We start from the raw sequence: 15,332 nt of genomic DNA, 5'->3' as shown, positions 1-15,332 counted from the left end.
TAGATGCATTTTGCACTTATTTCGCCACACTAGTGGCTTTTGGGTAGATCCCTGTCGAAAGCGACATTCAGAGCGTGACAGGGGGAGTGCTCACGAGCCTACCCCATCCATCTTTGATTTGAAAAAAATACGCAGCCGCCCGCTCCGGCAGCTCCGCGCTGATTTCACAGGAATCCTGCTCTATTCGGGCTTCTATCGCTTCCCATTCCGCTTTAAACCAATCCGAAACATTTCGGGAAACCCGCAATTCCGCCTGGCTTACCGCAATGTCCGAGCGAAATTGAACCTTCACCTGGTTCCCTTCCATTTCCTGGCGAACGATCTGCACGAGCGGCTTCCCGCCCCGGGTCATTTGATCGGCAAAGGAATAGATTTCCTCCGGCTCCCATCCGGCGCGATGAGAATGACTTAATCCGAAATGAATGCTCAGTGCGGATTCGTCTATGCCGTTGTGGGCCGTCCGATACGATCGGCCCGTCAGATGAAGCGGGAAGTGCGGATCATCACTGCCGTTTACCCACAGCATGGGAATCGAGACCCGATGCAAAAAAGAGGACGGGTCCCAGAGACGCTTCACCTTGGCGGAAGCCTCCGGCGGCATGCTCTCGAAGCTGTGACCGTACTGGTTATCGGCTTCGTATAAATATCCGCAGCCGTATACGGGAATGGCGAAGGCCAGACGGCGATCCACTCCCGCCACCAGGCTGGCCACGACTCCCCCCCATGAAATCCCGGTGACACCGATTCGGTCGGCATCCACCCGTTCGCAGGAACGGAGAATGGAATGAGCCAGGATGACGTCGGCTACGGCATGATACATCCATTGGTCTTGCAGGGGCTGCCCGTAATCGGCAAAAATCCCCTGCCTGGCCGGCCCGCCCCATTCATGCCTGGGCCGCTCTCCCCTGCTGTTCTTCTCCAGAGGGAGCTGTCCCTCCAGATCCATGGCGAGGGCGGCATAGCCCCGGTCTCTCCACAGCTGCACCCATTCTTTAAAAGCCGTCCCTCCTCCTCCATGCACGAGCACGATGGCAGGCACCTTCTTCCCGCAGGCCGGTTCAGGCAAGGCGTAATAGGCGAACACCCGGGTCTGCCGCCCCTGATAGGGCAGCCCTTCGTAAAACAGGGCCTTAATGTCCCCGTCCTCCCATTCGGACATTGGATAAAGACGGGGACAATGTGCCAATTCTGTCAGGTTCCATGGCCAGGCTTCATCGCTTGAACTCATACAATTTATCCCGCAGCAGAGCCGTTTCTTTGTTTTCGCTGTACCAATTGGCGTACCATTCTTCGACCTGCTTGCCTCCCGCCTTGTCCCACAGGCTTTTCGCCTCGTTCATAGCTTGATCAGGAGTATAGGAAGGGCCGCTGACGATAGCTTTATTCCACAGATCGTCGATCTGCTTGTTGACGCTGGAGACAATCAGTTGAATATCTTCCGGCGGCGTCGGCATATGTTCCCCGTGAGTAATATCGGCGATCGGTCTTTCCGGAGTCAAATAAGCTTCATTAGCCATTTGGACCAGATCATAGAACTCTTTTTCCACAGGATTGTCCTGATTCAAAGTCTCTGCATACTCCCCGCATTTCCCCTCCAGCGCAGGGGAATAGAGCATTCTGAAATCATCGGTGTAGGACAATTCTTTAGCCTTCTCCTTGTCTACAAAGGCCGGGCAGCCATTGGAGCCTGTTGTGCTGTGGGTTCCCTCCAATCCATATTTCAATGTTTTCCCGGCCGTCTCCGACGATATGAAATCAATGTATTCTATAATGGCCTCCGGATTTTTAGCCTGAGCGTTGATCATGGCGGTCAACTGAACCGGATTTTGGATAACCGGACTGAATTGACCAAACGGACTTTCAGGCAGCGGAATGACCAGCACTTCGGCTGAAGGATCATTTTTCTTCAAAGATTCGTAAATTTGGAACCAGGCTGGACCGTTCGTTTGTCCGGCCCACATGCCGATCTTGCCGTTGACCCAATCCTGCTGGGCTTTTTGCCCGCTCTTATCGGTCAGATAGTCTTTGTCCACAAGGCCTTCATCGTAAAGACGCTTCTTGAATTCAGTAGCCGCCTTGGCTCTTTCCCAATCGCGGATCAGTTCCCCGTCCTCAACAACCCAGCGCACATTCTGAAACATCGCATTGATGACCTGATTGGTTATATAAGCCAACGATGTGCCGTAGGTATCCTTGCTGCCGTTGCCGTCCGGGTCCTGCTCTGTAAACGCTTTTAATACTTCATACAGCTCTTCTGTCGTCTTCGGAACTTCTTTGTTGACTTGTTTCAGCCAATCGGCGCGGATATAGAGAGCATGGTTCGTGGACAAGCCGTTGATTTTGCCGAAAGCATACATTTTGCCGTCCGGCATAGTAGCTACCGATTTGAAGAGCGGATACTGTTCCAACAGCTGCTTATAAGTCGTGCTGTGCTCTTCAATTAACTCGTCGACACTGCGAATCTGTTTTTGCGAGTAAAGCTGATCGCGAAGTGTGTTGGAATACTCAAAAACCAGATCAGGTGCGCTCCCGGAAGCGAATAACGTAGTCAGCTTCGCCGTAGCATCGTTGCGGGGAATGGCGACGAACTTGACATTGGCCGGCCCGTTCTCGTTAATCCACTCTGTCCAGCGATTTTTCTCAATCGTTCCTTCACTTTCCGGAACCAAGCCGCGATCATAGATCGTTGCCGTTATATTCGCCTTCTTCTTGGATCCGTCCGCATCCTTAACATCAGGATCCTTACCCGGCTGCCCGGAACCGCCTGAGCCTGAACAGCCTGCCATCACTGTAGCCAAGGCCAGCGCCGGAATCATCCCGGCGGTCATCCATTGTGATCTTCTTTGTTTCATTCTCTACCCCTCACTTTTCCTGATTTTATTGTATCCCGCTATCCTTTGACCGCCCCTATCATCACACCTTTGACGAAGTACTTCTGCAGGAATGGATAGACGATAAGAAGCGGCAGAACCATGACGACAATTCCGGCGGTTTTGATGCCTTCGGGTGTAATGAACGTCTGCATATCGCTGGCGTTCAGCTCCTGCATCAAGGACTGGCTTTGGATCATCTGTTGCACCAGCACGGTTAAGTTGTATTTGCTGGTATCGTTAATGTAGATCAATACCGAGAAGAAGGCATTCCAATAGCCGACGGCATAGAATACGGATAGTGTCGCAATAACCGGGAGCGATAACGGCAGCACCACCTGCAGCAAATACCGCCACTCCCCGCAGCCGTCCATCCGCGCGGCATCATCCAATTCTTCCGGTATCCCGTCAAAATAAGTGCGCATGATCAGCATATTGAATGTGCTTACGAGTCCGGGGAGCCACAATGCCCCGTAAGTATTGATCAAGCCCAACTGCTTCATGACCAGATAGGTAGGAATTAATCCGCCGCTGAACAGCATCGTAAAAACGATGGCCAGTGTAAAAAAACGGCGAAAATAAAAATATTTGCGCGACAGCGGATATGCGGCCAGCGTCGTAAACAGCATGCTCAGCAGAACGCCCACCACGGTTATGGTGAAGCTGTTTTTTAAAGCGCTAACAATTTTAGAGCCTTTAAATAATAGCGTGTACGATTCCAGCGACCAGCCGCGCGGCCATAAAGTAACCGCCCCTGACCGGACATAATGGGGATCGCTGAGCGAAACGGACGCCACATGCAGCAAGGGAAGCAAGCAGCTGACGCCGGCAATGAACAATAATACGGCGACGGCTCCATTAAACCATCTTTCACCTGACGTTCTTCTCATCGCATCCTCCTGAAATATGAGAGTTCATACTAACACACAGCCTACCAGAGTCCACGATCGAATCTGCGGGCGATCGTATTGGCCAGGACGACGAGAATAAAGCCTACCACCGATTCGAACAAGCCCATGGCGCTCGTCAGACTAAACTGTCCTCTTTGCAAGCCGAAGCTGTAAATATAGGTGCTGATGACCTCGGATACATTGGCTACGACCGAATTTTGCAGAGTATACACCTGGTCGAAGCCGACCTCCATCACCCTTCCCATGGAAAGAATCAGCATGAGAATAATGACCGGTGCAATCCCCGGCAGTGAAATATGCCATATTTTCTTCCATTTGCTCGCCCCGTCGATGCTGGCCGCTTCATATAAGCTCGGGTCAATTGTAGACAGCGCGGACATATAAATAATCGCGCTGAACCCGGCTTCCTTCCATATGCCCGAGCCGACATAGATCGATATCCAGGAAAGCTCGTTATACAGGAACGCGAAGGTTGTCCCGGTCCATTGCTCCAGCAAGTGATTAATGACTCCCGATTGCTGGGAGAAAATCGTTACCACCATGCCGCCGACGATAACCCAGGATAAAAAGTGAGGTAAAAAAACGAGGGTTTGCACCGTCTTCTTAAACCACATTCTTCTGACCTCGTTAAGCAAAATGGCGAGCATTATCGGAAATGGAAACCCGATAATAAGACTCAACAGGCTGAGCATCAGCGTATTCCGAATAATGAGCAGCGAATTCGGGTTGCTGAACAGCAGCTGGAAATTTTTCATTCCAACCCATGGACTGCCAAAAATCCCGTCGGCAAAGTTATAGCTTTTAAAAGCGATAATAACTCCGACCATGGGCGCATACTTAAAAATCAGATAAAAAGCGACGACCGGGATAAACATGACGAGTAAAGGCAGATTCTGCTTAAATTTTCTCTTTCGGTCCAAAGATAACGATCGTTTCTGGTGCTCTGCTGTCCGTATTGAGCTCTTTAATGGCTGCTCCACCGCCTCACCTCCCCTCCCTAAATTTCCATCAATTTACCGAAATCTTTTTTCGTTGACAATCGACAGTATTCCGGGAGGTTACTATTTTCCATAAATTCGCTTATCGGCCCGCTTTTGAAGGCTATGGACAAATTTCTGCAAGAGACAGTTTTCCGGAACAAAGGGGGAGTTCTGCCGAATCCTTTCACTTCTTGCGGAATTCACCGGGTGTCACTCCAGTAATCTTTTTGAATACACGTAAAAAGGACCTTACATTCGGATAGCCGACCAGAACCCCGATCTCCTGTACGGGTTTATCGGTTTCCGTCAGCAATCTTTCCGCTTGCCCGATTCTTACGGTAGACAAATAATCGAGAAAATTGACGCCGAGCTTTTCCTTGAACATCTGGCTAATATATTTGGCGTTCAAATCGAATTGGCCGCTTAAATAGGTGAGGCAAAGATCAGGATTGGCATAATGCTCGTGGGTAAATGATTTAATCTGCAGCATCAGATTGTAGTTATTGCGAGACAGCCTCCATTGTTCCATCTGCTCCGCCGACTTGTTCAGGATGGAAAGAAGCTCCTTCTCCAATTCGTCCAGTGTGTCCATCCGTTCGATAGCCCGGTTTAGCAGAGGAAGGGTCTCATCGTTCCAATATTTTTGGACTTCCGGCGGCAGCTCCATCACTTCTCTTTGCAGATGATAAATCATGTTGTGCAGAATTGCCGACAAACTATCGCGGGTGAGCAGGCCCTCCGCGCATGCGTGGAACATTTGCTTTAATTCCAGCGCCCATTCCATATCGCCCAGCCGATACTTCTGTCCCAGGGAGCGCAATAAGTTCAAATGTTTGTAAACTTCCCCTTGTGGGTATATTCTTATCGCTTCCTTGTGAATAATCCGATTTCCGCCGAGGACCGGCTTGTACTTCAAGGCCTCCAAAGCTTCTTCGTGCAGAGCGGGAATTTCTTCAATCTGCTTCGCCATAGTGGATAGTCCTATCGTTACCGTGAAGGTCAGATGCTGATTCACCCATTGAATAACGTCCTCGAAATGTTGCTCTGCCAGACTTGTGTCATCCGTCGAATCAGGGAGATGAGCCATGACGCTCAATTGCGAAGTAGAAATCCATTCCATCCAGACCGTTATCCCATTCTTCTGAAATAGTTCCGTTATGACGCTGCTGAGTGCAAATTTAAGCAAATACTGGTCCCTCTGGCTGTACCGGTCTACAAATTCCGCATACTTGTCAAGCTCGACGACAGCCATCGCCAGCTTTCCAATAGGGTCCTGAAAGCCCAACAGGCGCATCTCCGTCCACAATTGCTCCGCTGTAATCGGGGAACCGCCTTCAACCATTTCCTTATAAAAAATTCTTTTTCGATAAATCAGATCGTCCTCTCTCTGCTTTTGATAATTCATCGATCTCTCCACCAAATCATCCAGGGCCGTTTCAATAAAGCGGAATTCATCCTGGGTGGACGAAAGGCTGTTCTTTTGAGCAGCATAGGCGTCAATGCGGGCCAATATAGCTTCAATCGGCCGGTAATTGCGGCGTGTCACGAACAGAATCCAAACGATCCCTATGACAATCATTAGCAGGTTCAGTGCAAACCAAATAGAGGAGTACGAAAAGATAAAAGCAGGGAGATTATCGCTTGTCAGTCCGCTTTCTATTTTCCAACCGGTATAGCTCGATTCCTTGCTCGTCAATATTTTGCCGTTGGAATTGTTGTCCAGAATAGGCGACTCCTGACGGTCCAGCAGACGAATAAAATTCAGGTTTGAAGCGGCCAGATCCTCGATCACATTCTCAATAGCAGAGGTTTGCACATTGACCGCGATGATGCCTTGATCCCCGCTCAGCAGCGGTACTCTGTGGATCAAGGTGACAACCTTGATCGGCCGAAGCTGATCCTCAAACACTCTATAGCTTCTTATGTCGGTCCATTTATAAGCGATGGAAGAGGGGGATTCCAGTGCTTCCCCAATCAAATCGCGGTCTTCGAATTCGGCCACCGGCTTCATGAAATGATTGCTTAATATCATCTGATCCGAGGAACGGACCAAATAGACCGAATCGATCATCGGGATATTGACGATCCATTCTCTGAGCATATTGGAAATTTCATATAGAGTCATAGCTGAACTGCCGGAGTAATTTTCGGTGTAAAACTGGGCCAGCTTGTCGTTCGTCTGCACTTCCTTGATGATTTGCTGCTCTATCGTCCGCATCGTATGATCGACCATCTGCATAACATGCCCCGCGAATACTTCGTTGGCGCGAATGGTTTCTTTTTTGGACAGCTCGCTTGCGGAAAGTACGGAAAGAAATACGATGGCCAGGGTGATAAAGAAAAAGATAGGCAGGTAAGAGAATAACAATCGCTTATATCCGTTTCTTTTCATCTCATCCCCTCCTGGAGAAGCCCTCAGGTTTAATTACATTTAATGGACACCACAACTTGCCCTGTCGACCTCTTTCTTTCTCCACTTCTTGGACTCCATATCTGTGCCGGCAAAGTCTGTCTGTCCCATAGATGAAAAATATCAAACAAGGACAAGCGTCCTTTCCGTTCCGAAGGAAAGTGCCCCCTACCGGGGGCAAATCAGCAAGGTTTTGATTTCATACGGCCGCAGCGCTATTTGGATGGGCTGATTCAGGAAGCGTTCTCCTTCCGGTTCCTCCAGCAGATTGCCTTCCTGCCACCAATCGATCGGGTATCCACAATCGATGGCAGCCTGCCCGCGCTTGCCTCCGTATTCATGGATGCGAAGCACCACATGCTGACCGTCCTCGGCTTTTTTGACCGCATCTACCATGACATGATCAGAATGAACAGTGAACAAGGAGAAGCTGGAGGCCGCCGCCGGCCTTCCCTTGGCATACGTGAGCGGCTGGTTGAGCGCCCAGGCTTCCTGCACCGTGCCTCCCTCAAACCAATCCCCGGGATGGGGAAGAAGCGAATAAGTAAAGGAATGCCGCCCCTGATCGGCTGTCGGGTCCGGGGCTAAAGCCGATTTAATTAACGACAGACGAAGTACGTTGCCTTTAATGTCATATCCGTACTTGCAATCGTTCAGCAGGCTGACTCCGTAGCTCCTCTCGGACAAATCGGCCCATTGATGACCTACCGTTTCGAATTTGGCATAATCCCAGCTCGTGTTCCAATGAGTGGGCCTCTTCACATTGCCGAATTGAATATCATAAGTCGCCTCTGTCGATCGGATTTCGACCGGGAATGCGACCTTCAGCAGCTGCCGCTGCTCGTGCCAATCGATCTCGGTCTCAAAGTCTATGCGCCGGCTATTTTTATACACGATCATGTTCTGGGCAATTGTTGAATCCATATAAGTCCATTCCCAACGAATTCTAGCTCTTAAGGGGCCAAGCTCCAGACAGGATACTTCGGCAAGCTCATGGACCTCTCTCATTTTTTCCTGATAATAAATATCGATGTCCCAGGCTTCATGCCGGCTTTTCGGCTTGTCTTCAAACACTTGCAGTACATTCCCCCGCTGCCCTGCCAGCAGCACCTCGCGTTCGGCCTGGATGTCATAGATTCGGGTAAGCTGCCCGTTGGAATTCCATGAAATTTCATAATAAGGGGTAGTCATTCCCTCCTCCTTCATGACAAAAGGATAGGGTTGCCCCGGGATAAGAGTTGTTTGGGATTCTCGTGTAAAGACGAGCGTTGTCCACCCCATGGCTGCCATGTTCTCCACCTGGACCCACCACAGCCGTCCATCGTACTGCGCTTCCAGTCTGTTGCCATTGTCATCATGCCAGGCGCCATGCTCCGCGGCTTCCTCCAGTTCTACCCTCACCAGCTCTGTCCTTGCCCAAGGAGCAGAGTTGAATACCGTTACCGCCACCTGATCTGGCGAGTCCAGGGCTGCGATCTCATCCGCCGCCTTCTGCCACACTTTCTGCCCTGTTCCCCAGGCTTCATCGTATTCTTTGCGGCTATCTTCATATACCTCGGTAATCGAGGAACCGGGAATGATGTCGTGAAACTGGTTGCGCAATATAATTTTCCATCCCTCTTCCAGCTCTGCTTGCCGATAAAGTGACCACTCCCTGCGCAGCAGGCTGGCGGTCACTCCCAACCACTCGGCCTCCCGGTACAGAAGCTCCAGCTTCCGATTCATCCGCTTATTATAGGCTTGGCTTGTGTACGTCCCCCTGTGCATCTCCAAATACAGTTCTCCGTCCCAGGTGTGCACATATTCCTCCGCGGCAGCCACCCGATCCTGCAATCGGCCGAAGTACTCATCGGCCCGGCCGGTCGTCACCTGAGGCACTCCCGGAAGCTCGGCCAGACGCCGCCGCATCTCCAGCATCTCCCGGTTCACTCCTCCTCCACCATCTCCATAACCGTAACAAAGCAGAAGCTCCTGATTAATTTCCTTATCTCGATATCCATCCCAGATACCGGTTACGGAATAAGGAGTAACGCCACCGTTGTAGGTATAATAGAAAGCTCCTTCTCCTCCCCCGGGGTCCGGTGTTGTAATAAAATGGGTAAGAATGTCCGTTCCGTCGATGCCGCGCCAATAAAAAGTATCATGCGGCATCCGGTTGTACTGGTTCCAGCTGATTTTGGTCGTCATAAACACTTCGATGCCCGACTTCTTCATAATTTGCGGCAAAGCCCAGCTGTAGCCGAACACATCCGGCAGCCACAAATATTTGCATTCGGTCCCGAACTCCCTCTTCAAGAAGCGGGTTCCCGCCAGCAGTTGGCGGACAAGCGATTCCCCGGAAGGCAAATTGCAATCCGCCTCCAGCCACATCGCCCCGCCGGGCTCCCAGCGTCCTTCCTCGATGCGGGTCCGGATTTCCCCGTACAGTTCGGGGTAATCCTGCTTTAAATAGTCGTAAAGCTGCGGCTGGGTCTGCATGAAGATATAATCGGGATACTGCTCCATCAGACGCAGTACGGTTGCAAAGGAGCGGGCGCTCTTCTCCCGCGCATGCCGCAAACGCCATAGCCAGGCTACATCAATGTGGGTATGCCCGACACACTGAACGGTTACCGCATGCTGCTTCGGGAGTTTCGCCAATCGGGCCTTCAACTGCTGCAAGGCGATTTCTATGGAATCGTAGAAAATCGGGGAGCCGGGACGCGACCAATCGATGAGCAGGAAGGACTGATGGAGCAGAGAAAGCAGCTCCTGTCTTTCCGGCTGGCTCTCGGTCAGTACCTGAACGGTTTCGATCACGGCCCTGCTCGTAAAATAGAAATCATCGGTCGTTGGATCGAGCCAGGCGAGATCCGCTCTCATCAACTGGTGCTCAACGGGCTGCCTTCTGCCATAGCCATTGAGTCCGGTCCATAATCTGAACCTCAATGAGACCTGAGACCCCGCACAATCCGACGGAAAAAAGACTTCCTGATGGTTCGTGTCCACCCCTTGATAAGGCTGGCCATTAAGAAAGAGCAGGGATTCAAACCCGCGGTTATTCCCTCCTCCGCCGCTGCCAAAGCAAAACCGGCCGACCACCTTCCTGCCCTTCCATGCCTCGGGGATGACTGCGTCGGCCGCCAGCCATAAATAAGCATCCCGGCCTTTCCAGCGGTCCCCTATTTGGACTTCCGACCACTCCCCTTCTTCAGTCGGGTATGCGCCTACCTCTCCTGACGGATCGGGCTTCATGCATAAAGGGGAAATGCCTCTTTCCTCCCGGTAACGGTACGCCGCCAGTTCCTCCACTTGCTTGCTCAGCTGCTCTATTCTGAAGAACATCGTCACTCACTCCTTTTATAACACCGGCCATCGTTTATAGAGACTTGTTCCCTTTTGTATGCCACTGATCTGCACCTATTTCACCGCACCTGACCAAGATTCATCTCTCTTTGCCTTCGTCCTGCACTAATTATGGTTTGGACCCCAACCATATATCATGTCCTGCCCTCTGTTCGGCTCAGGAGATGAAAGCCATATCCAGGATCAGTTCCTGATCCTCGGCTGCGTGCACCTCGCGATATAGCGGACCATAGGAGGAATCCCTGCACTCTCCGGTACAGCTAAGCTGCCGGATAGCCCGCGGAAATTTGATCGTAATCCATTGATCCCGGCGTGATAAGAGAGTGGCTGTCGCTTGGGCGGCCTCCATATCCCACTCTATCGCAACCTCCACCTCTCCTCTGGCCATTACTCCTTTGATTCTTCCTCTCGTCCATGGGCGGGGAAGAGCCGGCAGCAATTTGATCATTCCGGGGGAAGAGAACACGAGCATTTCCAACATCGCGGCCGTCCAGCCCATATTCGCTTCAATTTGATATGGAGCGCTATGGCCCCACATCGCTTTCATCGTGATTCCTTGACTCCGCCAATCGTTATGGTAAGTAAGCAGGTTATCGCCCACGCACGAACGGCTGGAGATTTCCAGACATTCCAATGCCCGGTCGCCATCCCCTAATCTGGCGTAAATATTGGCCATATGCGAGAGAGACCAGCCCGTCTGCTCCTTTAGACCAATGACCAGCCGTTTCTCGACCGCCACGCGGCAGGCTTCAAACCATTCCGGCTGCGTCTCCTCCGTCACTTCCAAGCCGGGAAAAAGAGGATAGATATGAGACTGGTGCCTATGGTGATAGTTATCCTGCAAGTCCGGATGCATCCATTCTCTAATCGCGCCGTCCTCATTCACCTCATAGGGTGGAATTTTGCGGATCATTCTTTCCCATTTCTGTACGCTGTCCGGCTCCAGCCCCAGTTCGTTGCAGGCTGCACAGAGATTGGCAAGCACCTCCTTGGCCACTGCAAAATCCATCGTCGCGTTTACGCAAACGGCCACCTTCAGCGCTCCCTCGAAATGACCGCCGGCCCAATTTTCCGGAGAATTGGACGGAGACGAAATATAGTAACCGTCCTCTCCCTCAAAGAAGAAATCCTCATAGAACATGGCGCATTCCTTCATGAACGGAACCGCCCGATTCTGCAGGAAGTCCCGATCCCCGGTGAACAGCCAATAATCGTAAAAATGCTGGGCCAGCCACCCCGCACCGGCAGACCAGTAAACGACATGCGGCTGCAGATTTTTCTTCAATCCCGAATCAGGAGAGGCAAATAGCGGGGCGAGAATGCCGCGGCAGCCATAAAAGGCTTGAGCATTCTGCCTCATATCCGGCACAAGCGATTCAAAAAAATCAAAGAAAGGCAGCATCGTTTCCGGCATATTCCCCGGTAAAGCTTGCCAATAATTCATTTGAATGTTTTCGTTGTTAAAAAAAGCGCTGGACCAGGGCGGAGCATAAGAGCCGTTCCAAACTCCTTGCAGATTGGCGGGCAGCCCCCCGGGGCGCGAGCTGGAAAGCAGCAAGTAGCGGCCATAATCAAACATCCGCTCCATCAGCGCTGCAGGAACGTCGCCATTGTAGGCGTCCAGCAGTAATTGCTCGTTAACGGAATCCCTCCCGGATCCCATATCTAAATCCAATTCCGTTCTCAGAAACAGTTTCCTGTGCTCGGCTTGATGCCCAACGAACAGAGCGTTGTAGTCGGCAGGCAATTGCAGCAGTTCTTCCTTCAGACGCTGTGTCTGCGAAGCGCTCTCTCCCTGTGCAAAAAGCCGGGTAAGAATGATCACCTCGTCGGCTTCAGCAATAACCAGCTTATCCTCCTTCACTTCACGGCTTCCTCCTACAGAGACAATACGGGCCACCGCCCCGAATTCGGAGCCGTCTTTCTCCCGCTTTCCCGTAGCAATGAGAAAGTCCTCTTCCACTGTTTGTTCGAAAGAAAGGGGCAAGTCCAGCGGATGGCCCTTCTTATCGGTCGCATCCTGCAAATCATGAGGCAGCAATTCCAGCTCCAGAGAAATAGCTCCCTTACGATCTGCCCGAACAACAAGAGCAACTACATCGTCGGTTCGGGAGACAAACAATCGACGGTCATAATGGATCTGTCCGTCCTTCCAGCGAACCGAAACCTGGCCCGTCTCAAAATCCAGCTCGCGTATGTAATCCCGAAAAGCATACTGCGTCTCTGTCCGCAGCTTGAGATCGAAGCCAGGCTGAAACCGGCCCGTCTGGACAATATAACCCGCCTCTCGAAGCCTATCGGGATAGAATGTATTGGCTTCCTTGAACTTTCCTTCCGCCAGCAGTCTTCTAACCTCCGGCAAATAGCCCGATAAATCGGGAAGCGGCTTCGTTACACTTCCCTCCCAATGCTCCTCATGGTTAAGCAGAATCGTTTCTTCCTGGATGCTTCCATAAACCATAGCCCCCATCGTTCCATTGCCGCTTGGCAGAGCATCCTGCCACTTCGTTGCCGGCTTGCGCAGCTTCATGCCGTGCGCTCGCTTGCTTCCTTCCAGTTGATGTTCAATCAAAGCTTCTCCTCCTCCAAATCTGTCAGATCAATAGGACTATATATGTTGAACTAAAGAATAGCTGTCATTTCGTTCCGAAGGAAAGTGCCTCCGAAGCTTCAAACATCTTGTTTTGTATTCCTTCTATATGGATGGGCCTTCGGATGGTAGGAATACAAAGCCAAAACTCGCCCTGGAAGCATCTTTCTTTCTCCACTTCATGAGCTATTCATCATTAGTTCAATTTATATAGATAGAATATTATTGAACTGTATGATATGTTTCTGAAACGTTGCAACTAGCTCTATTCTAAAAGGTAATCCTGCAAGGATCAAGATGAATTTTTGCATGCACCTTCCTTTAGGAGCTTCATTTTGACAAAAAAATAGCGGTAAGTTAGGATGAAAGCATGAAAACTGCAACGTTTCAGAGAGGGGAACAATGATGTCCAAGCTTCAGGAAGTCGCAGACTTAGCTAAAGTCTCGAAAGCGACCGTATCCAGAGTGATCAATAACCACGAGAATGTATCCGCCACCGCCAGACAGAGAGTTCTGGAAGCGATGAGAAAGCTGAATTTGAATGCAAACGAAATGAAACGATCGAACGAAGGCACGATGATGATTGGATTAGTGCTGCCGCTTACAAGCAGCATTGCGGCTAATTCTTTTGGGATGGACATTCTGTTGGGGGTGGAAGAAAAAGCTTTTGAGAAGGACTATATGGTCCTCATCGGGAACTCCAGCGGGTTAAATAAGGAAAAGGCGGTTGTTTCCCAAATGATCGCCCGCGATGTGGAAGGAATCATTCTGCTCAGCAAGAATCAACAGAGCGACCATCTTCATCTGCTCAAGCAAAGCGGAATCCCCTCCGTCCTGGTCGATCAGAAGGTGGAGGGAGAAAATTTGCATTTGGTTCGAGGAGACAATCTGCTGGGAGCGATGAACCTGACGAATTATCTTTTTTCCATAGGCCATAGCCGGATCGCCATGGTTACTCCCTCCCGTTTCTCCACTTATAGAGACCGGATTCGCGGGTTTCAGATTGCCTTGCTTGAAAAAGGAATGGAGACCGGCTCCGATCGATTAATCGATCTGGATGAAGCCGGGATGACGATAGCAGAAGCCATGAGAGCCATTCTGAACCGATCCGAGAGACCTACCGCCATCTTCATTGCTCATCCTGGCGACTTGCTGGTCGCCGTTCAAATGATTAACGAATACAATTTACGAATACCGGAGGACATTAGCCTGGTTACATTTGATGACGAATATACTCCGCTGCCTGCGGAATACGTCGATTACTTTACTTCGATAACTCAACCGGCCAAAGTGATGGGCAGCATAGCGGTTGAGCTATTATTCCAGCAGATCAAGGAGCCCGGAATTCAGGGGCAGGAAATCGTTCTGCCCGGCGCATTAAACATTAGACAATCAACCTGTGCACGGGTCTAATGGTCCCGCCCGGATGTCAGGCCAGGCACAATAGGAAACATTTCGGCGAACAGATCGGACACCCCGACGAAGCGAATGTTCTTGTCCATCTTGGGAATGATTTCCCCCAGCACTTCGGCCATCAATTTACCGCCGGTTCCTACGTGACCGATCGCTATGCACGGAGTATGGTCGCTCAGATGCTGTCTCATGAATGCCAATTGCTTCGTCATATGCTTTCTCGTATGGACATCATCCAGGAACAAGTGATTTTCCAGGCAAGGAACCCCGACCTCCTGCGCTACTTTGGAGATTATACTGCGGTAATTAGTATGGCTGTCGAGAAAAAAAAGCCCCCGCTCCTTGCATACTTCAAGGACTGCCTTCATTACTCTGCGGTCGGATGTCGCTTTGGAGCCCATATGGTTGTTTAGCCCGATCGCATGCGGCACTTCATCAATGGCCGCATGAACTCTGCGCCGAATCTCCTCATCCGTCAGATCCGTCGTAATGGCCCCGGGACCTAGCCAGCTTTTGGGTCCGGAAATAGGCTCCATCGGGAGATGCACAATAACATCGTGGCCCGCTTGATGAGCCTTTTCCGCATCCAGCTTGGTAGATGGCAGGAATGGCATGATTGCGGCAGTTATTTTGAAGGGAAGATGGAACATGTCGTCGGTACCTTTCATATTATTGCCAAAGTCATCTATCACTACGGCTGCCGACCTCTTCCCCGTCAATCCTGGATCATTCGATGCCGCGGAAGACCATATAGGATTTACGAAGAGTCCAAGCAGCAGGGCAATGAGAGATAATCCCCATGGTCGCTTCATG

At 50.9% G+C, this 15,332-nt stretch carries 9 protein-coding genes; 1 reads left to right on the top strand and 8 read right to left on the bottom strand.

The window, feature by feature from the left end:
- Window positions 1-67: 67 nt before the first annotated feature.
- The 7 genes from KJS69_RS03435 to KJS69_RS03405 all read right to left on the bottom strand — a co-directional run bounded on the left by KJS69_RS03435 (window position 68) and on the right by KJS69_RS03405 (window position 13,088).
- Window positions 68-1,228: an alpha/beta hydrolase family protein gene (locus KJS69_RS03435; protein WP_213581583.1), complete on the bottom strand. Its 1,161-nt coding sequence runs from the start codon at window positions 1,226-1,228 to the stop codon at window positions 68-70.
- Window positions 1,212-2,852, bottom strand: a complete 1,641-nt coding sequence (locus KJS69_RS03430; RefSeq protein WP_213581582.1) for an extracellular solute-binding protein — start codon at window positions 2,850-2,852, stop codon at window positions 1,212-1,214. Before KJS69_RS03430 ends, KJS69_RS03435 begins: the two co-directional genes overlap by 17 nt.
- Window positions 2,853-2,890: 38 nt before the next feature.
- On the bottom strand, window positions 2,891-3,760 hold the full coding sequence (locus KJS69_RS03425; RefSeq protein ID WP_213581581.1) for a carbohydrate ABC transporter permease: 870 nt from the start codon (window positions 3,758-3,760) through the stop codon (window positions 2,891-2,893).
- Between the two features lie 41 nt (window positions 3,761-3,801).
- Window positions 3,802-4,656 carry an ABC transporter permease gene (locus tag KJS69_RS03420; protein WP_213581876.1) on the bottom strand — a complete coding sequence of 285 codons (855 nt, stop codon included), beginning with the start codon at window positions 4,654-4,656 and terminating at the stop codon, window positions 3,802-3,804.
- Window positions 4,657-4,945: 289 nt separating this feature from the next.
- Entirely contained in the window at window positions 4,946-7,153 is a 2,208-nt protein-coding gene (locus KJS69_RS03415; RefSeq protein WP_213581580.1) for a helix-turn-helix domain-containing protein, read from the bottom strand.
- A gap of 186 nt (window positions 7,154-7,339) precedes the next feature.
- Complete coding sequence (locus KJS69_RS03410; protein ID WP_213581579.1) at window positions 7,340-10,495, bottom strand: alpha-mannosidase; 3,156 nt, start codon at window positions 10,493-10,495, stop codon at window positions 7,340-7,342.
- Between the two features lie 178 nt (window positions 10,496-10,673).
- Window positions 10,674-13,088 carry a glycoside hydrolase family 95 protein gene (locus KJS69_RS03405; protein ID WP_213581578.1) on the bottom strand — a complete coding sequence of 805 codons (2,415 nt, stop codon included), beginning with the start codon at window positions 13,086-13,088 and terminating at the stop codon, window positions 10,674-10,676.
- Between the two features lie 420 nt (window positions 13,089-13,508).
- On the opposite strand from KJS69_RS03405, the gene KJS69_RS03400 reads away from it, so the two are divergent.
- Window positions 13,509-14,519 (top strand): LacI family DNA-binding transcriptional regulator, encoded by a 1,011-nt coding sequence (locus KJS69_RS03400; protein WP_213581577.1) that lies wholly within the window; start codon window positions 13,509-13,511, stop codon window positions 14,517-14,519.
- Here the strand turns inward: KJS69_RS03400 and KJS69_RS03395 are convergent.
- Entirely contained in the window at window positions 14,516-15,331 is an 816-nt protein-coding gene (locus KJS69_RS03395; RefSeq protein ID WP_213581576.1) for a divergent polysaccharide deacetylase family protein, read from the bottom strand. The two genes, KJS69_RS03400 and KJS69_RS03395, sit on opposite strands and share 4 nt — an antisense overlap.
- Between the last annotated feature and the right edge of the window lies 1 nt (window position 15,332).

This window comes from Paenibacillus sp. J2TS4 (assembly GCF_018403245.1).
In the GTDB taxonomy this organism is placed as follows: Bacteria; Bacillota; Bacilli; order Paenibacillales; family NBRC-103111; genus Paenibacillus_L.
Note: the sequence above shows the minus strand (reverse complement) of the source record. Positions and strands in the feature narration are given on the sequence as shown.